Source organism: Pseudomonas sp. FGI182, from assembly GCF_000511325.1.
Lineage (GTDB): Bacteria > Pseudomonadota > Gammaproteobacteria > Pseudomonadales > Pseudomonadaceae > Aquipseudomonas > Aquipseudomonas putida_Z.
In genome coordinates, this window is sequence record NZ_CP007012.1 from 2663716 (window position 1) to 2683340 (window position 19625).

At 63.7% G+C, this 19625-nt stretch carries 17 protein-coding genes; 10 read left to right on the forward strand and 7 right to left on the reverse strand.

Annotation, left to right across the window (positions count from 1 at the left end; translation table 11 throughout):
* Positions 1–84: 84 nt before the first annotated feature.
* Positions 85–273, forward strand: a complete 189-nt coding sequence (locus C163_RS11770; RefSeq protein ID WP_003248064.1) for a hypothetical protein — start codon at positions 85–87, stop codon at positions 271–273.
* Between the two features lie 36 nt (positions 274–309).
* On the opposite strand, the gene C163_RS11775 is transcribed toward C163_RS11770, so the two are convergent.
* Entirely contained in the window at positions 310–684 is a 375-nt protein-coding gene (locus tag C163_RS11775; RefSeq protein WP_025338939.1) for a fe2+ zn2+ uptake regulation protein, read from the reverse strand.
* A 194-nt stretch (positions 685–878) separates the two neighbouring features.
* On the opposite strand from C163_RS11775, the gene C163_RS11780 reads away from it, so the two are divergent.
* Positions 879–3194 carry an acylase gene (locus tag C163_RS11780; RefSeq protein ID WP_025338940.1) on the forward strand — a complete coding sequence of 772 codons (2316 nt, stop codon included), beginning with the start codon at positions 879–881 and terminating at the stop codon, positions 3192–3194.
* A 121-nt stretch (positions 3195–3315) separates the two neighbouring features.
* Here C163_RS11780 and C163_RS11785 read toward each other — a convergent pair whose 3' ends face one another.
* Both C163_RS11785 and C163_RS11790 read right to left on the reverse strand, forming a co-directional pair.
* On the reverse strand, positions 3316–4038 hold the full coding sequence (locus C163_RS11785) for a UDP-2,3-diacylglucosamine diphosphatase (protein WP_025338941.1): 723 nt from the start codon (positions 4036–4038) through the stop codon (positions 3316–3318).
* Positions 4035–4535: a peptidylprolyl isomerase gene (locus C163_RS11790; protein WP_025338942.1), complete on the reverse strand. Its 501-nt coding sequence runs from the start codon at positions 4533–4535 to the stop codon at positions 4035–4037. Before C163_RS11790 ends, C163_RS11785 begins: the two co-directional genes overlap by 4 nt.
* Before the next feature lie 247 nt (positions 4536–4782).
* Here C163_RS11790 and C163_RS11795 point away from each other — a divergent pair, with 247 nt between their 5' ends.
* The gene (locus tag C163_RS11795; protein WP_025338943.1) at positions 4783–6486 is read left to right on the forward strand and encodes a glutamine--tRNA ligase/YqeY domain fusion protein; all 1704 of its coding nucleotides are present in this window, start codon (positions 4783–4785) and stop codon (positions 6484–6486) included.
* A gap of 9 nt (positions 6487–6495) precedes the next feature.
* Positions 6496–7878, forward strand: coding sequence for a cysteine--tRNA ligase (cysS, locus tag C163_RS11800; RefSeq protein WP_025338944.1), 1383 nt, complete (start codon positions 6496–6498; stop codon positions 7876–7878).
* 135 nt (positions 7879–8013) lie between these two features.
* Here cysS and C163_RS11805 read toward each other — a convergent pair whose 3' ends face one another.
* The 3 genes from C163_RS11805 to csiR all read right to left on the reverse strand — a co-directional run bounded on the left by C163_RS11805 (position 8014) and on the right by csiR (position 11007).
* Positions 8014–9405 carry a HAMP domain-containing sensor histidine kinase gene (locus C163_RS11805; RefSeq protein ID WP_025338945.1) on the reverse strand — a complete coding sequence of 464 codons (1392 nt, stop codon included), beginning with the start codon at positions 9403–9405 and terminating at the stop codon, positions 8014–8016.
* Positions 9383–10063: a response regulator transcription factor gene (locus tag C163_RS11810; RefSeq protein ID WP_025338946.1), complete on the reverse strand. Its 681-nt coding sequence runs from the start codon at positions 10061–10063 to the stop codon at positions 9383–9385. Before C163_RS11810 ends, C163_RS11805 begins: the two co-directional genes overlap by 23 nt.
* A gap of 248 nt (positions 10064–10311) precedes the next feature.
* Entirely contained in the window at positions 10312–11007 is a 696-nt protein-coding gene (gene csiR, locus C163_RS11815; protein WP_015270630.1) for a DNA-binding transcriptional regulator CsiR, read from the reverse strand.
* 195 nt (positions 11008–11202) lie between these two features.
* Between csiR and glaH the strand changes: the two genes are divergently transcribed.
* The 6 genes from glaH (at position 11203) to proP (ending at position 18913) form a co-directional block, all read left to right on the forward strand.
* On the forward strand, positions 11203–12180 hold the full coding sequence (glaH, locus tag C163_RS11820; RefSeq protein ID WP_025338947.1) for a glutarate dioxygenase GlaH: 978 nt from the start codon (positions 11203–11205) through the stop codon (positions 12178–12180).
* Positions 12181–12294: 114 nt separating this feature from the next.
* Positions 12295–13545: an L-2-hydroxyglutarate oxidase gene (gene lhgO / locus C163_RS11825; RefSeq protein ID WP_025338948.1), complete on the forward strand. Its 1251-nt coding sequence runs from the start codon at positions 12295–12297 to the stop codon at positions 13543–13545.
* A 151-nt stretch (positions 13546–13696) separates the two neighbouring features.
* Entirely contained in the window at positions 13697–15088 is a 1392-nt protein-coding gene (gene gabP, locus C163_RS11830; RefSeq protein ID WP_025338949.1) for a GABA permease, read from the forward strand.
* An 87-nt stretch (positions 15089–15175) separates the two neighbouring features.
* The gene (locus tag C163_RS11835; protein ID WP_025338950.1) at positions 15176–16069 is read left to right on the forward strand and encodes a PA4780 family RIO1-like protein kinase; all 894 of its coding nucleotides are present in this window, start codon (positions 15176–15178) and stop codon (positions 16067–16069) included.
* 207 nt (positions 16070–16276) lie between these two features.
* Positions 16277–17251, forward strand: coding sequence for a porphobilinogen synthase (gene hemB, locus C163_RS11840; RefSeq protein WP_013972900.1), 975 nt, complete (start codon positions 16277–16279; stop codon positions 17249–17251).
* Between the two features lie 159 nt (positions 17252–17410).
* Entirely contained in the window at positions 17411–18913 is a 1503-nt protein-coding gene (proP, locus tag C163_RS11845; protein ID WP_025338951.1) for a glycine betaine/L-proline transporter ProP, read from the forward strand.
* On the opposite strand, the gene C163_RS11850 is transcribed toward proP, so the two are convergent.
* Positions 18914–19615, reverse strand: a complete 702-nt coding sequence (locus tag C163_RS11850; protein ID WP_025338952.1) for a YoaK family protein — start codon at positions 19613–19615, stop codon at positions 18914–18916.
* Between the last annotated feature and the right edge of the window lie 10 nt (positions 19616–19625).

The following is a 19625-nucleotide window of genomic DNA, read 5'->3' on the forward strand; positions in this document are numbered from 1 at the left end:
ATGCAGCGCCGGGGCCGGTGGCCGTTGTATCATTGCCGCGGCTCGTTGCGAGCCATTTGCCCCTGATGTTGCAAGGAACCTTCGATGACACACGTGCAGCGCCTCAAATATTCCCTTCTGATCATCCTGGTGGTACTGGGCCTGATGCTGGGCCTGTCCCACCTGCAGAAGCAGGGCACGATCAGTGAGCAGACCTTCCAGATGCTGGCCATTGCCATCGCCGTGGTGGTCGTGGTGATCAACGGCATCCTGCGGCGCAAGGTCAAGCCCTGATACTGGCGGGCCGGCCAGTCATGGCCGGCCATGCGCTCAGCGTACAGGCGTTCGCTCCAGCACGGCGCGCGCCTGCGGGTCGAGGCTGTAGCATTTGTCGCTGCCCAGCTGGATGACGCCCTCGCTGCACAGTCGCTTGAGCACTTCGCGCACGCTGAGGAACGACAGCGGGATATCCAGCTGTTCCAGTTGCGCGTGCACGCCGCGCACGCCAATGCTGCGGCCATTGCGGTCGGCGGCGTGCAAGGCATCGATGACCTTGAGGCGGATCAGGCTGGTACGCAGGCCGAAACTGCGCAACAGCTCGCGGATCTGTTCGTTGCCGATGCGTTCGTCAGCAAAAACGTCCTGTTCCCTGGGCGCTTTGCCTGGGACGCGCCCAGCCTGGATCGAGGGTTGCGGGTTGTACATGTGAATGCTCCTTTTCGTGGACGAACCCGAAATTTGGGTGCCTCACTTACTAGGACGAATGAGAACGGAAAAACTGCAGCCCACGCGCAAAAAAAGCCTGGTTCTGTTCAAGACGTTCCATTGCCTGGTAATACGTAAAATTTTCATCTGGCCATTCGTCTGATCGGGATGACCCCCGAACCCGAGGAGTGCCCGTGTTTCCACTTTCCCGTCCCATGACTTGCGCTGGCCTGGCCGCCGCCCTGGTAGCCTTCAGCGTCGGCGCAGCGCCGGTGCAGTCCGCCGCAGCCGATGCCAGTGCGCAGATTCGCCGAACCAGTTACGGGGTGCCGCACATTGTGGCCAAGGACGAGCGCGGCCTGGGCTATGGCATCGGCTACGCCTACGCCCAGGACAACCTGTGCCTGCTGGCCAATGAAGTGCTGACCGTCAGTGGCGAGCGCTCACGCTACTTCGGTGCCAAGGGCAAGACCCTGGAGCAGCGTGACAACCTGGCCAGCGATGTGTTCTTCGCCTGGCTCAACACGCCGGCGGCAGTCGAGGCGTTCTTGCAGGCGCAGCCCGCGCCGGTACAGGCGCTGCTGGCAGGTTATGCCAGCGGCTACAACCGGGCGCTGGCCGAGCGCCGCAGCCAGGGGTTGCCTGCCGAATGTGGCAACGGCGAGTGGCTGCGGCCGATCAGCAGCGAGGACCTGGTCAAGCTGACCCGTCGACTGCTCGCCGAAGGCGGTGTCGGGCAGTTCGTCGAAGCGCTGGCGGGGGCGCAACCACCAATGCTGGCCAGCCAGCAGGCGCCGACAGGGTTTGCCGAGGCGCTGGCCAGGCAGCAGCGTTTTGCCACGGAGCGCGGTAGCAATGCAGTGGCCGTCGGAGCTCAACGTTCGGCCAATGGCCGCGGCCTGTTGCTGGCCAACCCGCACTTCCCGTGGATGGGTGGCATGCGCTTCTACCAGATGCAACTGACCATTCCCGGCCAGCTCGATGTGATGGGGGCGGCATTGCCGGGCCTGCCGGTCGTCAACATCGGTTTCAACCAGCATCTAGCCTGGACGCACACCGTCGACACATCGAAGCACTTCACCCTGTACCGCCTGCAACTCGACCCCAAGGACCCGACCCGCTACCTGCTCGATGGCAAGTCCCTACCGCTGGCCCGGCAAACCGTCAGCGTTGCGGTCAAGGCCGAGGATGGCAGCCTGAGCCAGGTACAGCGCCAGGTCTACAGCTCGCAGTTCGGCCCGGTGGTGCAGTGGCCGGGTCGCCTGGACTGGGATGCGCATGCCGCCTACAGCCTGCGCGACGCCAACCTCGAGAACACTCGGGTGTTGCAGCAGTGGTACCAGATCAACCATGCCGACAGCCTGGCTACGTTGAAAGGCTCGATCGAACAGCTGCAGGGTATTCCCTGGGTCAACACGCTGGCGGTGGACCCGGCAGGCAAGGCCTTGTACCTGAACCAGTCAGTGGTGCCATATGTGGATCAGCAACTGCTGAGTGCGTGCAGCAACCCGCAGGCACAAGGGCGCCTGGTGGTACTGGATGGCTCACGCAGCGCGTGCCAGTGGAAGGTCGATGCGCAGGCCGCGCAGCCGGGGATCTTCCCTGCGCGGCTGCTGCCGAGCCTGGAGCGCGAGGATTTCGTGCAGAACTCCAACGACCCGGCCTGGATGGCCAACCCGGCGCAGCCGCTGACCGGTTATTCGCCGCTGGTCAGCCGCAGTGACCAGCCGCTGGGCATGCGTGGCCGCTTTGCCCTGCAACGCCTGCAGGGTACGGCCCGCCTGGGCGTTGACGACCTGCAGCGCATGGTGACCGATGACGAGGTGTACCTGGCCAGCCTGCTACTGCCTGACCTGCTGCAGTGGTGCAAGGGCGCCGATGCGGATGTGCGGGCGGTATGCAGCAGCCTGGCGGCCTGGAATGGCAAGGCTGACCTGGACAGCGGCATTGGCCTGGTGCATTTCCAGAACCTGTTCGATGCCCTGGCCGAGCACCCGGAAAGCTGGCGGGTGGCCTTCGACCCGGCCGACCCGCAGCACACCCCCCGCGGGCTGGCGGTAGAGCAGGCGGCCGTGCGCAAGCTGCTGCACCAGGCCGCGCTGGCGTCGCTCAAGCGGGTGCGTGACAGCGGCATGGCAGGGGACGCGCGCTGGGGGCAGGTGCAACAGGCGAGCGATGGCACGCCGGTGCCGGGTGGCCCGCAGGCGTTGGGCGTGTACAACGCTATCTACAGCGTGCCGCACGGGCAGGGTAAGCGGCTGGTGGTCAGTGGTACCAGCTACCTGCAACTGGTCAGCTTTACCGACAAGGGGCCGCAGGCCCGTGGGCTGTTGGCGTTTTCCCAGTCGAGTGAAGCGGCTTCGATGCATGCCGGTGACCAGACCAAGGCGTTTGCGGCCGGGCAACTGGCGGTGATTCCGTTTACCGAGACGCAGATCAAGGCTGACCCGGAGTACCGGGAAGTGGTGATCAGTGAGCGGGACAAGGGGGCGGTGGTCAGCCGGCCTTGAGGTATAAGCCTGTGCCTGCCTCTTCGCGGGTAAACCCGCTCCCACAGGTACTGCACCAGGGCTGCAAGCGGCACGATACCTGTGGGAGCAAGTTTACCCGCGAAGAAGGCGACTCGGTCGGTCAGGAAAACTCGAACGGCGCCAGCTGAAACCCTTGCTCGTCAACCTGCAAGGCCCAACCGCGGCGGTCCCAGTCGCCCAGCACGATACGCCGTGCCGGTTGCCCGTCGACCACCAGCTTGTGTATCGCCGGCCGATGGGTATGCCCATGCACCAAGGTACGTACACCGTGCGCCGCCATCACCTTCGGCACTTCCTCCGGCGTGACATCGACGATCTCGGTAGACTTCATCCGCGTCTGCGTGCGGCTTTCGCTGCGTAGCTTGCGTGCCAGCTTGTAGCGGGCCGACAGCGGCAGGTGCCGCAACACCCACAGGCTCAGCGGGTTGCGCAGCAAGCGGCGCATTTTCATGTAGGCCAGGTCGCGGGTGCACAGGGTATCGCCATGCATCAGCAGCACCTGCTCACCACCCAGCTCGATCACGCTAGGGTCGTGCAGCAACGTGCAGCCCGCAGCGTCGCAGAAGGCCTGGCCAATCAGGAAATCACGGTTGCCATGCATCAGGTAGATGGCCGTGCCGCTGTCGCTCAGCCGCCGCATGGCCTGGCAGACCGACTGCTGGAAGGGCGTCATGGCGTCGTCGCCGATCCAGGCTTCGAAGAAGTCGCCAAGGATGTACAACGCCTTGGCGTGGCGGGCACGGCCATCGAGCAGATCAAGAAACGCCCGGGTAATGTCCGGGCGTTCTTCTTGCAGGTGCAGATCGGAGATCAGCAGGATCACTCAACGATCTCGGCTTTCTCGATGACCACGTCGTCCTTCGGCACGTCCTGGTGGCCAGCCTTGGAACCGGTGGCGACCTTTTCGATGGCGTCGACGATTTCACGGCCTTCGATCACTTCGCCGAATACCGCGTAGCCCCAGCCCTGCACGTTCTTGCCGCTGTGGTTGAGGAAGTCGTTGTCGGACGAGTTGATGAAGAACTGCGCCGAGGCGGAGTGCGGCTCCATGGTACGGGCCATGGCGATGCTGTACTTCTTGTTTTTCAGGCCGTTGTCGGCTTCGTTCTGGATGCTGGCGCGGGTCTTCTTCTGGCTCATGCCAGGCTCGAAGCCGCCGCCCTGGATCATGAAGCCCTTGATCACACGGTGGAACACGGTGCCATTGTAGTGGCCGTCCTTGACGTACTGAACGAAGTTTTCGGTAGTCAGCGGCGCTTTCTCGGCGTCCAGTTGCAGGACGATGTCGCCGTGGTTGGTGCTCAGTTTGACTTTGGACATGCTGAAACTCGCTCTTTCAAGGCAATCGGAATTAGGGTGCGCAGGGCGCGGGTTATCACCTGACGCAGGATCAGGCGATCGCGACACATGGCGCGCACTGGCCATTTTGCCAGGCTGCGGCAAAAAGCCGTGATAAATCACGCCAGTTTGTCCGGGCCCGACTGTCAGCAGCTTGACTGCTTCGGCTATGATAGGCCCTTTGATTCAATCGGCCTACCCAGGCCGGACACGTGCATTCAAGGATCCTATGAGCAAGCCCACTGCCGACAACGCGCCCAACGCCGCTGCCAAAGGCGCCCCCGCTGTCCCTGCGAACTTCCTGCGGCCGATCATCCAGGCCGACCTGGACTCGGGCAAGCACAGCAGCATCGTCACCCGTTTCCCGCCGGAGCCCAATGGCTACCTGCACATCGGTCACGCCAAGTCGATCTGCGTCAACTTCGGCCTGGCCAAGGAATTCGGGGGCGTCTGCCACCTGCGTTTCGACGATACCAACCCGGCCAAGGAAGACCAGGAGTACATCGACGCCATCCAGAGCGATGTCAAGTGGCTGGGCTTCGACTGGGCCGGCGACGTGCGCTACGCCTCCGACTACTTCGACCAGTTGCACGACTGGGCGGTCGAGCTGATCAAGCGTGGCAAGGCCTACGTCTGCGACCTTACCCCCGAGCAGGCCAAGGAATACCGTGGCAACCTCAAGGAGCCGGGCAAGAACAGCCCGTTCCGCGAGCGCAGCGTTGACGAGAACCTCGACCTGTTCGCCCGCATGAAGGCCGGCGAGTTCAAGGATGGCGAGCGCGTGCTGCGGGCCAAGATCGACATGGCCTCGCCGAACATGAACCTGCGCGACCCGATCTTGTACCGTATCCGCCATGCCCACCACCACCAGACCGGTGACAAGTGGTGCATCTACCCGAACTACGACTTCACCCACGGCCAGTCGGACGCCATCGAGGGCATCACCCACTCGATCTGCACCCTGGAGTTCGAAGGGCATCGTCCGCTGTACGACTGGTTCCTCGACAACCTGCCGGTGCCGGCACACCCGCGCCAGTACGAGTTCAGCCGCCTGAACCTGAACTACACCATCACTTCCAAGCGCAAGCTCAAGCAGCTGGTGGACGAAAAGCACGTCGAAGCCTGGGACGACCCACGCATGTCGACGCTGTCCGGCTTCCGTCGCCGTGGCTACACCCCGGCCTCGATCCGCAACTTCTGCGAAATGATCGGCACCAACCGTTCCGACGGCGTGGTCGACATGTCGATGCTCGAGTTCAGCATCCGTGACGACCTGGACCGCACCGCACCGCGCGCCATGTGCGTGCTGCGCCCGCTGAAGGTGGTCATCACCAACTACCCGGAAGGCCAGGTCGAGCAGCTCGAACTGCCGCGCCACCCGAAGGAAGACATGGGCGTGCGCGTGCTGCCGTTCTCCCGTGAACTGTACATCGACCGCGACGACTTCATGGAAGAGCCGCCGAAGGGCTACAAGCGCCTGGAACCGGCCGGTGAAGTGCGCCTGCGCGGCAGCTACGTGATCCGCGCCGACGAGGCGGTCAAGGATGCCGACGGCAACATCGTCGAGCTGCGCTGCTCGTACGACCCGGACACCCTGGGCAAGAACCCGGAAGGCCGCAAGGTCAAGGGCGTGATCCACTGGGTGCCGGCCGAGGGCAGCGTCGAGTGCGAAGTGCGCCTGTACGACCGCCTGTTCCGCTCGCCGAACCCGGAAAAGACCGAGGAGGGCGGCAGCTTCCTGGACAACATCAACCCAGGCTCGCTGCAAGTGCTCAGCGGCTGCCGTGCCGAGCCGTCGCTGGCCCAGGCGCAGCCCGAGGACCGCTTCCAGTTCGAACGCGAAGGCTACTTCTGCGCCGACCTGAAAGACAGCCAGCCGGGCCGCCCGGTGTTCAACCGCACTGTCACCCTGCGTGACTCCTGGGGCAGCTGAGGAACCGCCGTGCTTACCATCTACAACACGCTGAGCAAAGCGAAGGAAACCTTCAAGCCGCTGGATGGCAACAAGGTGCGCATGTACGTGTGCGGCATGACCGTATACGACTACTGCCACCTGGGCCATGGCCGCAGCATGGTGGCCTTCGACCTGGTCACCCGCTGGCTGCGCAAGAGCGGCTACGAGCTGACCTATGTACGCAACATCACCGACATCGATGACAAGATCATCAACCGGGCCAACGAGAACGGCGAAAGCTTCGACGCCCTGACCGCCCGCATGATCGACGCGATGCACGAAGACGAGCGCCGCCTGAACATCCTGCCGCCGGACCAGGAGCCGCGTGCCACCGACCATATCGCCGGCATGCACGCGATGATCCAGACCCTGATCGACAAGGGTTATGCCTACGCACCGGGCAATGGCGACGTGTACTACCGCGTCGGCAAGTTCGTCGGTTACGGCAAGCTGTCGCGCAAGAAGATCGAAGACCTGCGCATCGGTGCCCGTATCGAGGTTGACGAAGCCAAGCAGGACCCGCTGGACTTCGTGCTGTGGAAGGGCGTCAAGCCGGGCGAGCCGAGCTGGGAATCGCCATGGGGCCCAGGGCGTCCGGGCTGGCACATCGAGTGCTCGGTGATGTCCACCTGCTGCCTGGGTGAAAGCTTCGACATCCACGGTGGCGGCAGCGACCTGGAGTTCCCGCACCACGAGAACGAGATTGCCCAGAGCGAGGCGGCCACCGGCAAGCAGTACGCCAACGCCTGGATGCACTGCGGCATGATCCGGATCAATGGCGAGAAGATGTCCAAGTCGTTGAACAACTTCTTCACCATCCGCGACGTGCTCGAGAAGTACCACCCTGAAGTGGTGCGCTACCTGCTGGTGGCCAGCCACTACCGCAGCGCGATCAACTACTCGGAAGACAGCCTGCGCGATGCCAAGGGCGCACTGGAGCGCTTCTACCACGCCTTGCGCGGCTTGCCACGGGTGGCGGCCAAGGGTGGCGAAGAGTTTGTCGAGCGCTTCAGCGTGGCCATGAACGACGACTTCGGCACCCCCGAAGCCTGCGCCGTGCTGTTCGACCTGGTGCGCGAGATCAACCGCCTGCGCGACAGCGACCTGGAGGCCGCTGCCGGCCTGGCCGGTCGCCTGCGCGAGCTGGGTGATGTGCTGGGTGTGCTGCAGCTGGAGGCCGATGACTTCCTGCGTGCCGGTGCCGAAGGCAAGGTGGATGCCGCTGAGGTCGAGGGCTTGATCCAGGCGCGCCTGCAGGCGCGTGCGGACAAGAACTGGGCCGAGTCCGACCGCATTCGCGACCAGTTGACCGCCATGGGTGTGGTGCTGGAAGACAGCAAGGGTGGGACTACCTGGCGTCTGGCCGACTGATCGGTTTCAAGGGGGCTGCTCTGCAGCCCATCGCGACACAAGGCCGCTCCTACAGGAATAGCGTTGCATTCAATGCTTGCGTAATCCCTGTAGGAGCGGCCTTGTGTCGCGATGGGCCGCAAAGCGGCCCCGTTTCTATTTGGCCAGCCCCGCAAGCGGGCAGTGCAACACCAACCTGGCCCCACCCAGCTCGCTTTCCCCCACCTCCAGCCCGAACCCATGCAGGTCGACGATCGCCGCAACGATCGACAACCCCAGCCCGAACCCCGCATGGCGGTGGCCTTCATCGCTACGGTAGAAGCGCTTCAGCACTGCCGCCCGTTCCTCTTCCGGAATACCCGGCCCGCTGTCCTCGATGGCCAGGCGCAGGCCCTTGTCGTCCTGCGTCGCAGTAATCCGCACCAGCCCACCCTCGGGCGTGAATTTGATGCCGTTGCCCACCAGATTGGCCAGTGCCTCGAACAGCAGTTCGCGGTCACCGTGCAACGCCGGCAGTTCGGCTGGCTGCTGCAGTTCCAGGCGGATGCCGCCATCTTCGGCCAGCGGCAGGTAGAAGTCGTGCAACTCCACCAGCAGTTCGTGCGGGTCAAGCTGGACGAAACCGGCCCGCCGCTGGCGGTCTTCCAGTTCGCTGATACGCAACAAACCGCGAAAACGCGCCATCAGGGTATCGGTTTCGCCGATGGCCTGGTCCAGTGCCTCGGCCTGGGTGGAGTCGACGTCACTTTGCTGGCGAATGCGGTACAGCTGGGCGCGCAGGCGCGTGAGCGGGGTGCGCAGGTCGTGGGCGATGTTGTCGCACACGCCCTTGACCTCGTGCATCAGCCGCTCGATGCGGTCGAGCATGGCATTGACGATGGCCGCCAGCATGTCCAGCTCGTCACGCCGGGCCGACAGCGGCAGGCGGTGGGTAAGGTCACCGGCGACGATCAGTTCGGCCTGGGCCTGGATCGCGCGAATGCGCTTGAGCGGGCGGCGCCTTAGCAGGTACCAGCCGGCAAAGCCCGGGATCAGGGTCAGCGAGATCCCCCAGAGCAGGGCATGCAGGATGATCCGGGTGACCACGAACAGCGAGCCGTTGTCGCGCACCAGCACCAGCCAGCGGCCATCCTGCACCTTGATCGCCACCGCGTCGCAGCTGTCACGCGGCATGTGTGGGTCGTCGGCGTCCAGGCAGCGCTTGAGTTCGTGAACCTTGCCGTCCAGCCCCAGCTCTGGCGGGATGGCGCGAATGCGCCCGCCGATCGGGTTGAGCTGGTTGTCGAACAGGCCGTAGGCGTCGAAGCTGCGCTCTTCGAAGGCCTGGCTGGCGACCAGGGCGTCGTCCAGCTGTTTGCCGCTCATGTGCGCGAACAGGTGCTGGCGCTGCAGCATCGAATGGCGGGTGAGTTTGTTCAGGTAGCTGGACACCTCGAAGTACAGCACCCCCATGAGGATGCTGCTCCAGGCCACGAACAGAAAGCTGTACAGCGCCAGCAGGCGGCTGGTCGAGGAGCTCCAGCCCTTAGACGGGTTCAGCAATGGCATAGCCGGAGCCCCGTACCGTACGGATCAGCGGCGACTGGCCGGGCGAGTCGATTTTCTTGCGCAGGCGACCGATGTGTACGTCGATCAGGTTGGTGCCCGGGTCGAAGTGGTAGCCCCAGACTTCCTCGAAAATCATCATCCGCGTGATCACCTGGCCGCTATGGCGCATCAGGTACTCCAGCAGCTTGTACTCGGTGGGCAGCAGGTTGAGGGTCTGTTCGCCACGGCGGGCTTCGTGGCTGATCAGGTCCAGTTGCAGGTCGGCGACCTGCAGACGGGTCTGGGTCATGGGCACGCTGTTGCGGCGCAGCAGCACTTCTACCCGCGCGGCCATCTCGTCGGAGGCGAACGGTTTGGTCAGGTAGTCGTCACCCCCGGCACGCAGGCCGCGCACCCGCTCGTCGACGTCGGAGAGGGCGCTGATCATCAGGATCGGCGTGGCAATCTTGAGGCTGCGCAGCGTGGTGACGATGGTCAGGCCATCGACCTCGGGCAGCATGCGGTCCAGGGTGATCAGGTCGTAGCCGCCGGCAATGGCCTTGGCCAGGCCTTCACGGCCATTGTCGGCCCAATCCACCTCAAGGCCGTGGCTGGTAAGTTCGGCGACGATTTCCTGGCCGGTGACGGCGTCGTCTTCGATGGTCAGTACGCGAGGCATGCTGGTTCCCGGACATCTAATGGAGACTTGATTGTGCCAAAGAATAGCCAAACGGCGATTTAAGAAAAATTCATCTGGCCACCTGACCGGCTGACCGCCCCCTTGTAGGAGCGGCCTTGTGTCGCGAAAGGGCTGCGCAGCAGCCCCGGGATTTCAGCACAAATGCACAAATTGCCGGGGCTGCTTCGCAGCCCTTTCGCGACACAAGGCCGCTCCTACAAAGGACCGCGCAGGCCAGGGCAAAGCGCTCAGCGTGCGCCGATACCCTCGGCATGCATGATCTGCGCAATGATCGGCACCGGAGTCATCAGGTGCGAACGCATCATGGCGCTGGCGCGCTTGGCGTCCCGGGCCAGAATCACCTCGACCAACGCCGCATGCTCCTGGCGCTTGAGCTCCAGGGCCTGTTCGGAAAACACCGTCTGGGTCAGCCACAGGTGCCGGTAGCGCTCGGCCTGATCGAACAGGTAGGTGCGCGCCTGCAGCAGGTGCTTGGAGCCGCAGCCTGAGGCAATGGCCGTGTGGAACGCCTTGTGCCGTTCGTCCCATACATCCAGGCGTTGCTCGCGGGTCTTCACTTCAACCACCTTGGCCAAAGTATGCGAGTGGGCCAGTACCGACGCCTCCCAGGCGTCGTCGCCACGTTCGATGGCCAGGGTGATGATCATCGCCTCCAGGTTGGCGCGGGCATCGTAGATGTCGTTCATCTCGTCCAGCGACATGGGCGCCACACGGTAGCCCTTCTGGCTGATCGCGTTGACCAGATGCTCGGCCACCAGCTGCGACAGTGCTTCGCGCAGCGGGCCCACGCCCAGGTCGTAGCGTTCCTTCAGGGTGCTCATCAGCAGCTTTTCTCCGGGCTTGAACACGCCGCGGATGATGTCCTTCTTGAGCCTCTCATACCCGCTGAATGCTGAGTTTTGTCGGGGGGCGAGCGCTTCCAAGGTCCTGTTCCTCAAACGGTTTTGTCGATCATACCGAAAGCGTTCGCCGGCGAAAAACAATGGACAAACATACGTTTTGTCGTTGAAAAATAAAAATGTAGACATTTTGCGTTTATGGCGATAATTTTAGCTCGCCCGCACTGATCCAGGTCATGACCGGACGGCGCCACTCACTTTCTCTGCCAGGACACTGCCATGAACGCTTTTACGCAGATCGACGAACTTGTGATGCCACTGCCGCTCGAACCGCGTGGTTTCACCATCGCCCCCTCGAAACAGTCGCCGCGCCTGCTTGAGCTCACCTTTGCCCGCGAAACGGTCGAAGCGTTCGTCCAGGCTGTTGCCCAGTGGCCGGTGCAGGCGCTGGAGTACAAGTCGTTCCTGCGCTTCCGGGTTGGCGAGATCCTCGACGAACTGTGCCAGGGCACCCTGCGGCCGGTGCTGCTCAATACCATCCTCAACCGCGCCAGCGGCGGCATGCTGATCACCCCGGTCGGCCTGGATGACGTGAGCCAGGCCGAGGACATGGTCACGTTCACCACCGCCTGCGCACACCTGATCGGCCGCTCCAACTACGACGCCATGAGTGGCCAGTTCTATGCCCGCTTCGTGGTGGTCAACACCGACAACTCCGACAGCTACCTGCGCCAGCCGCACCGGGTCATGGAGCTGCACAACGACGGCACCTTCGTCAACCAGATCACCGACTACGTGCTGATGCTGAAGATCGACGAAAAGAACATGGAAGGCGGCAACTCGCTGCTGCTGCACCTGGACGACTGGGAGCAGTGCGACGAATTCTTCCGCCACCCGCTGGCCCGTCGCGAGATGCGCTGGACCGCACCGCCGAGCAAGAAGGTGTCCGAGGATGTGTTCCACTCGGTATTCGACACCGATGCCGAAGGCCGCCCGACCATGCGCTACATCGACCAGTTCGTGCAGCCGGAAAACTACGAGGAGGGCATCTGGCTGAACGCCTTGTCCGAATCGCTGGAAGGCAGCGAGAAGAAGCTTTCGGTACCGGTTGGCGTGGGTAGTTTCCTGTTGATCAACAACCTGTTCTGGCTGCATGGCCGCGACCGCTTCACGCCGCACGAAGGCCTGCGCCGCGAACTGATGCGCCAGCGCGGCTACGTGGCCTTCCCCAAACCGCTGTACCAGCGCGGGCAATAATGACAGGGCGCGGGGCGGGCGCCCGCCCACGCGTCTTTGCACAAAACGATGCCACCAGGGCCCGCGCGGGCCTTGGTGAGCCAGTCAGGCAATGCCTGCGTGTGAGGTAAGGCTGTGTACGATTTCATCATCATTGGCGGTGGCATTGTGGGCATGTCCACGGCCATGCACCTGATCAAGGTCTACCCGGATGCGAAGATTCTCCTGCTGGAGAAAGAGTCCGGCCCGGCCCGCCACCAGACCGGCCACAACAGCGGCGTGATCCACGCCGGCGTGTATTACACCCCCGGCAGCCTCAAGGCGCGCTTCTGCCTGGAAGGCAACAAGGCCACCAAGGCTTTCTGCACCCAGCACGGTATCCGCTTCGATGAGTGCGGCAAGCTGCTGGTGGCCACCAACGACCTGGAAATGCAGCGCATGAAGGCGCTGTGGGAGCGCACCGCGGCCAATGGCCTGGAGCGCTACTGGCTGTCGGCGGCCGAGCTGCGCGAGCGCGAGCCCAATATCGTTGGCATGGGCGGCATCTTCGTGCCCTCCAGTGGCATCGTCAATTACGCCGAAGTGACTGCGGCCATGGGCGCCGAGTTCCAGCGCGCCGGCGGTGAAATCCGCTATGGCGCCGAGGTGGTCGGCCTGCAGGAGCTGGCCAGCGAAGTGGTCGTGCGCACGCAGGGTGACGAATTGCGCAGCCGTTTCCTGGTGACCTGCTCGGGCCTGATGGCCGACCGCGTGGTGAGCATGCTGGGCCTGCGTACCGAATTCGTCATTTGCCCGTTCCGTGGCGAGTACTACCTGCTGCCCAAGCAGCACAACCAGATCGTCAACCACCTGATCTACCCGATTCCCGACCCGTCCATGCCGTTCCTGGGCGTGCACCTGACACGCATGATCGACGGCACCGTCACCGTTGGCCCCAACGCCGTGCTGGCGATGAAGCGCGAGGGCTACCGCAAGCGCGATGTCAGCCCCGGCGACCTGTTCCAGACCTTGACCACTCCCGGCATCCTCAAGGTGCTGGCGAAGAACTTCCGCCCTGGCCTGATCGAGATGAAGAACTCGCTGTTCAAGGGTGGCTACCTCAAGCAGGTCCAGAAGTACTGCCCGAGCATCACCAAGGCCGACCTCACGCCTTACCCGGCCGGCGTGCGTGCCCAGGCCGTGTCGCGTGACGGCAAGCTGATCGACGACTTCCTGTTCGTCAACACCGCTCGCAGCGTCAACGTGTGCAATGCACCGTCGCCGGCCGCCACCTCCGCCATCCCGATCGGCGCCTACATCGTCGACAAGGTATGCGAGCAGGTCGGCCGTCAGGGCGGCAGTTTCCCCAAGGCCGACCTGGCGCCTCGTCAGCGGGCTGCCGGCTGACCTACCCGTAATACGTTCTGCGGTTTCGTTTTACTCAACCCGTACTGCCCTACTCACCACCTGGGGCAGGGCGGGCTTTTTCGCGCCTGCGTCGGTGACGTGCAAGCCGGCGGCCCCTGCGTGGGCATGACAAAAACAACAAGGTAGCGCCATGCAAACCCACAAGAACAATTTGAGTCATGGATTGAAATCCCGGCATGTCACCATGCTGTCCATTGCCGGCGTGATCGGTGCCGGCCTGTTCGTCGGCTCCGGCCGTGCGATTGCCGAAGCAGGGCCCGCCACTATCCTGGCCTATATCCTGGCCGGCGCGCTGGTGGTGCTGGTGATGCGCATGCTGGCCGAAATGGCCGTTGCCTCGCCGGACACCGGTTCGTTCTCTACCTATGCCGACCTCGCCATCGGCAAGTGGGCCGGCTACACCATCGGCTGGTTGTACTGGTGGTTCTGGGTACTGATCATCCCCATCGAGGCCAATATCGCCGCCACCATCATCAATTCCTGGGTTCCGCAGCTGGAAATCTGGGTCTTGTCGTTGGTGATTACCCTGTTGCTGACCGCCACCAACCTGTTCAGCGTGAAGAACTACGGTGAGTTCGAGTTCTGGCTGGCGTTGGTGAAGGTGGTGGCCATCGTCAGTTTCATCGCGCTGGGGGTGTGCGCCATCTTCGGCCTGCTGCCAGGCTCTGGTGTCAGCGGCGTGTCGCGCCTGTGGGATAGCGGCGGCTTCATGCCCAACGGTTTTGGTGCGGTGCTCAGCGCCATGCTGATTACCATGTTCTCGTTCCTCGGTGCCGAGGTGGTGACCATCGCCGCGGCCGAATCCGACGAAGCGGGCAAGCATATTTCCAAGGCCACCAACTCGGTGATCTGGCGAATCACCCTGTTCTATATCCTGTCGATCTTCATCGTCATCGCGCTGGTGCCGTGGACCGACCCGCGCCTGGCCACCGAAGGTTCCTATGTCACGGTGCTGGACACCCTGGGCGTGCCGAATGCCAAGGCCATCATCGACTTCGTGGTGCTGACGTCGGTGACCAGCTGCCTCAACTCGTCGCTGTATACCGCGTCGCGCATGGTCTACTCGCTGAGCCGCCGCGGTGATGCTCCGGCCTGTGCCCAGGTGACCAGCCGCAGCGGCACCCCCGTGGTAGCTGTGCTGCTGTCCACTGGCGCAGCTTTCCTGGCAGTGATCGCCAACTACCTGGTACCGGCCAAGGTGTTCGGCTTCCTCATGGCAAGCTCCGGCGCCATTGCCTTGCTGGTGTACCTGGTGATCGCCGTTTCCCAGCTGCGCCTGCGCCAGCGCCTGACCGCACAGGGCAAGACACTGGGCTACCGCATGTGGCTGTTCCCGTGGCTGACGTGGGGCGTGATCCTGTTCATCAGTGGCGTGCTGGTGCTGATGCTGTTCCGCCCGGACCACCGCCTGGAAGTGGTATCGACCATGGTGCTGGCGGTGCTGGTGGTGTGTTCGGGCCTTCTGGTCACGCGGCGTCGGGCGCGCGAGGTGGTGGTTGGCCGCGTAGGGCAGGGCGCCTGAGCCTTTCGGCCTGAAGACAGACGAGCAAGTCGCATCAGGCTGTGAGAGGATGTCCGCCATCACAGCCAGGACCCCGAACGCAGCCTGATGAAGACACCCAAAAGAATCGAACCCCTGATCGAAGACGGCCTGGTCGACGAAGTACTGCGGCCGTTGATGAGTGGCAAGGAAGCCGCCGTGTATGTGGTGCGCTGTGGCAGCCAGGTGCGCTGCGCCAAGGTTTATAAAGAAGCCAACAAGCGCAGTTTCCGCCAGGCTGCCGAGTACCAGGAGGGCCGCAAGGTTCGCAACAGCCGTCAGGCCCGGGCAATGGCCAAGGGCAGCAAGTACGGCCGCAAGGAAGCCGAAGACGCCTGGCAGAACGCCGAAGTGGCGGCGCTGTTCCGCCTGGCCGGCGCTGGCGTGAGGGTTCCCAAGCCTTACGATTTCCAGGACGGCGTGCTGTTGATGGAGCTGGTGACCGATGCCGACGGTGACGCGGCGCCACGCCTGAACGACGTGCACCTCGAGGCCGAGGATGCCCGGGCGTTCCATGCCTTCGTCATTCGCCAGATCGTGCTGATGCTGTGTGCCGGGCTGGTGCATGGCGACCTGTCGGAGTTCAACGTGCTGCTTGGCCCGGACGGGCCGGTGATCATCGACCTGCCGCAGGCGGTGGATGCAGCGGCCAACAACCATGCCTTCAGCATGCTGCAGCGCGATGTGGCCAACATGGCCCATTATTTCGGGCGCTTTGCGCCGGAGCTGAAAAGCACCCGGTATGCGCAGGAAATGTGGGCCTTGTACGAGGCGGGCGAACTGCGCCCGGACAGCCCGCTGACGGGCCTGTTCGAGGATGACGAGCATGCGGCTGACGTGGCCGGGGTGATGCGCGAGATCGATGCGGCCCGGCTGGATGATGCGCGCCGGCGCGCCGCGCGGGCCGAGGCTGAGCATGGGGCGGCCAGGGCAGAGGAGCCGGCGCCGCCCTGGCTGCAGTAATGTGTTGCCTGTGCCGGCCTCTTCGCGGGCACGCCCGCTCCCACAGGAATCGCGCAGTACTTGTGGGAGCGAGTTTACCCGCGAAGAGGCCGGCACAGGAAAAATGCAGCCATTGCCTTTGACGCAAGACAATATCTCGTCATCTGGCCTTTTCACTGGCGCGCGACAGGCATAAGGTATACGCCGTTCAAATTCCCTGGAGCTGTCATGTCCAACCAATTCCCGTCCGTTCGTCCACGCCGCCTGCGCCAGAACGAGTCCCTGCGCACGATCTTCCAGGAAACCGAGTTCCGCCTTGAAGACCTGATCCTGCCGATCTTCGTCGAAGAGGGCATCGATGACTTCGTGCCGATCACCAGCATGCCGGGCGTCAACCGCATCCCCGAGAAGCTGCTGGCCCAGGAAATCGAGCGCTATGCCCGCGCCGGTATCAAGTCGGTGATGACCTTTGGCGTTTCGCACAACCTGGACGCCGTCGGCAGCGACACCTGGAACGAAAACGGCCTGGTCGCGCGCATGTCGCGCATCTGCAAGGACACCGTGCCGGAAATGGTGGTGATGTCCGACACCTGCTTCTGCGAATACACCAGCCACGGCCACTGCGGCGTGCTGCACGACCACGGCGTGGACAACGACGCCACCCTGGCCAACCTGGGCAAGCAGGCTGTCATCGCCGCTGCTGCCGGTGCCGACTTCATTGCCCCGTCGGCGGCGATGGACGGCCAGGTCCAGGCCATCCGCAGCGCGCTGGATGGTGCCGGCTTCCACGACACCGCGATCATGGCCTATTCCACCAAGTTCGCCTCGTCGCTGTATGGCCCGTTCCGTGAAGCCGGTGGTACCGCGCTGAAGGGCGACCGCAAGAGCTACCAGATGAACCCGATGAACCGCCGCGAAGCCGTGCGTGAGTCGCTGCTCGACGAGCAGGAAGGGGCCGATGTGCTGATGGTCAAGCCGGCCGGTGCCTACCTCGACGTGATCGCCGATATCCGCGCAGCATCGCGCCTGCCGCTGGCGGCCTACCAGGTGAGCGGCGAGTACGCGATGATCAAGTTCGGCGGCCTGGCTGGCGCCATCGATGAAGGCCGTGTGGTGCGTGAAAGCATTGGCGCGATCAAGCGTGCCGGTGCCGACCTGATCCTCACCTACTTCGCCATGGACCTGGCCCGCGAAGGCATCTGACCGCGAGCCGTTGCCCATGCAAGCCGCTGCCATCGCAGCGGCTTTTCTTTGCCTGCGCCGCAACCGGTGAGGAAAAGCACAAAAAAACCGTAAGCGCTGAATTATTTAGTGTCCCGTTGTATCTCATCCCTTAGAGCATTCATCGACAGGGATACGGACATGAAACCTCGCAAGAAAAGCCTCCAGCCAATCGGCCTGAAGGACATCACCATTGTCGACGACGCCAAGATGCGCAAGGCAATCACCGCGGCAGCCCTGGGCAATGCCATGGAGTGGTTCGACTTCGGCGTCTACGGCTTCGTCGCCTACGCCCTGGGCAAGGTTTTCTTCCCCAATGCCGACCCGAGCGTGCAGATGATCGCGGCGTTGGCCACGTTCTCGGTGCCGTTTCTGATCAGGCCTCTGGGCGGGCTGTTCTTCGGTGCATTGGGTGACCGCTTCGGGCGGCAGAAAATCCTCGCTGCGACCATCGTGATCATGTCGCTCAGCACCTTCGCCATCGGCCTGATACCGTCCTATGCCAGCATCGGTATCTGGGCGCCGATCCTGCTGCTGCTGGCCAAGATGGCCCAGGGCTTCTCGGTGGGGGGCGAGTATACCGGCGCGTCGATCTTCGTCGCCGAATATGCCCCTGATCGAAAACGGGGGTTTCTTGGTAGTTGGCTGGACTTCGGCTCGATTGCCGGGTTCGTGTTGGGTGCCGGTGTGGTGGTGTTGATCTCTACGGTGCTGGGTGAGGACAAGTTCCTCGAATGGGGTTGGCGCCTGCCGTTCTTCCTCGCCTTGCCGCTGGGCATCATCGGCCTGTACCTGCGCCATGCGCTGGAGGAGACGCCAGCCTTCCAGCAGCACGTCGACAAGCTGGAGAAAGGCGACCGCGAAGGCCTGGCGACCGGGCCCAAGGTGTCGTTCAGGGAAGTGGCCACCCAACACTGGCGCAGCCTGGTGACCTGCATTGGCGTGGTGATCGCGACCAACGTCACCTACTACATGCTGCTCACGTACATGCCCAGCTACCTGTCGCACAACCTGCACTACAGCGAAGACCATGGCGTGCTGATCATCATCGCGATCATGGTCGGCATGCTGTTCGTGCAGCCGATGATCGGGCTGCTCAGCGACAAGTTCGGCCGTCGACCGTTCATCATCGTCGGCAGTATCGGCCTGTTGGTGCTGGCCATCCCGGCATTCATGCTGATCAACAGCGGCGTGCTGGGGGTGATTTTTGCCGGGCTGCTGATCATTGCCGTGCTGCTGAACTTCTTCATCGGTGTGATGGCCTCGACGCTACCGGCAATGTTCCCCACGCACATCCGCTACAGCGCCCTCGCCAGCGCCTTCAATATCTCGGTGCTGATCGCCGGCCTCACCCCGACCATCGCCGCCTGGCTGGTGGAAAGTACTGGCAACCTGTACATGCCGGCCTATTACCTGATGGTGATCGCCGCGGTGGGGCTGGTCACCGGCCTGACCATGAAGGAAACCGCCAACAAACCGCTGCGCGGCGCTGCACCGGCAGCATCGGATATCGAGGAAGCGCGTGAGCTGCTGCAGGAACACCACGACAACATCGAGCAAAGGATCGAGGACATCGATGCGCAGATTGCCGAACTGAAGGCCAAGCGCAAGTTGCTGGTGCAGCAGCACCCGCGCATCGAGTGATCAGTGTGGCATGTAGCCACGCTGCCAAGTCCGTGGAATGAACCGCGACACAAGGGCCAGCACGCAGGCCAGCGCACAGCTGCCGGTCAGTGCCTGCAGGCCCAGGTGGTGCTCCAGCCAGGCACCCAGCGCGGCGCCCAGCAGCATGCCGGCCCAAGGCACCAGTTGCACCCGCCAGCCATTGCGCCGCTCGCCCAGCAGCCAGCGCCCCAGCCCACGACCGAAGCGTGACAGGGCGCCGGTGACGTAGGTCAGGCCGATGGGCAGGCCGTTCACCTGTTCGACCACGGCATTGATCATGCCCATGGCCAGTGTGGCAGCGAGCAGCGCTGGAAAGGTGGCTGCCAAGGGCCATGCGGCTGCAAAGCCCAGCAGGGCGGCGACTACCAGCAGCACCGGCCACGCCCGACGGCGGAAAGCGCGCGCCAGCAGCACGCCCAGGGCGTTGCCGACGACGAAGCCCAGCACTGCAGCACTCAGGCGCAGCACCAGGGCCAGGTCCGCATCGCTGATGGCGACGGCCAGGCGCGTGGTGTTGCCACTCATGAACGACACGAAGTCGCCCAGCGCCAGCAGGCCGATGGCATCGGTCATGCCGGCCAGTACGGACAGGCCGGCGACCAGGCCGAGGCCCACGCGACCACGCAGCATCTGCAGGCGCAGCCGCTTGGCTGTGCGCGCGGGGAGGGTGTTGGGCAGCATCCTCGGGAAC

Bases quoted from the DNA above. Each gene is read 5' to 3' on its own strand.
- C163_RS11770 (WP_003248064.1), top strand. From the start codon at position 85: ATGACACACGTGCAGCGCCTCAAATATTCCCTTCTGATCATCCTGGTG.
- glaH (WP_025338947.1), top strand. From the start codon at position 11,203: ATGAACGCTTTTACGCAGATCGACGAACTTGTGATGCCACTGCCGCTC.
- C163_RS11810 (WP_025338946.1), bottom strand. From the start codon at position 10,063: ATGCCTCGCGTACTGACCATCGAAGACGACGCCGTCACCGGCCAGGAA.
- C163_RS11775 (WP_025338939.1), bottom strand. From the start codon at position 684: ATGTACAACCCGCAACCCTCGATCCAGGCTGGGCGCGTCCCAGGCAAA.
- C163_RS11795 (WP_025338943.1), top strand. From the start codon at position 4,783: ATGAGCAAGCCCACTGCCGACAACGCGCCCAACGCCGCTGCCAAAGGC.
- gabP (WP_025338949.1), top strand. From the start codon at position 13,697: ATGCAAACCCACAAGAACAATTTGAGTCATGGATTGAAATCCCGGCAT.
- C163_RS11790 (WP_025338942.1), bottom strand. From the start codon at position 4,535: ATGTCCAAAGTCAAACTGAGCACCAACCACGGCGACATCGTCCTGCAA.
- proP (WP_025338951.1), top strand. From the start codon at position 17,411: ATGAAACCTCGCAAGAAAAGCCTCCAGCCAATCGGCCTGAAGGACATC.
- hemB (WP_013972900.1), top strand. From the start codon at position 16,277: ATGTCCAACCAATTCCCGTCCGTTCGTCCACGCCGCCTGCGCCAGAAC.
- C163_RS11850 (WP_025338952.1), bottom strand. From the start codon at position 19,615: ATGCTGCCCAACACCCTCCCCGCGCGCACAGCCAAGCGGCTGCGCCTG.
- C163_RS11835 (WP_025338950.1), top strand. From the start codon at position 15,176: ATGAAGACACCCAAAAGAATCGAACCCCTGATCGAAGACGGCCTGGTC.
- C163_RS11805 (WP_025338945.1), bottom strand. From the start codon at position 9,405: ATGCCATTGCTGAACCCGTCTAAGGGCTGGAGCTCCTCGACCAGCCGC.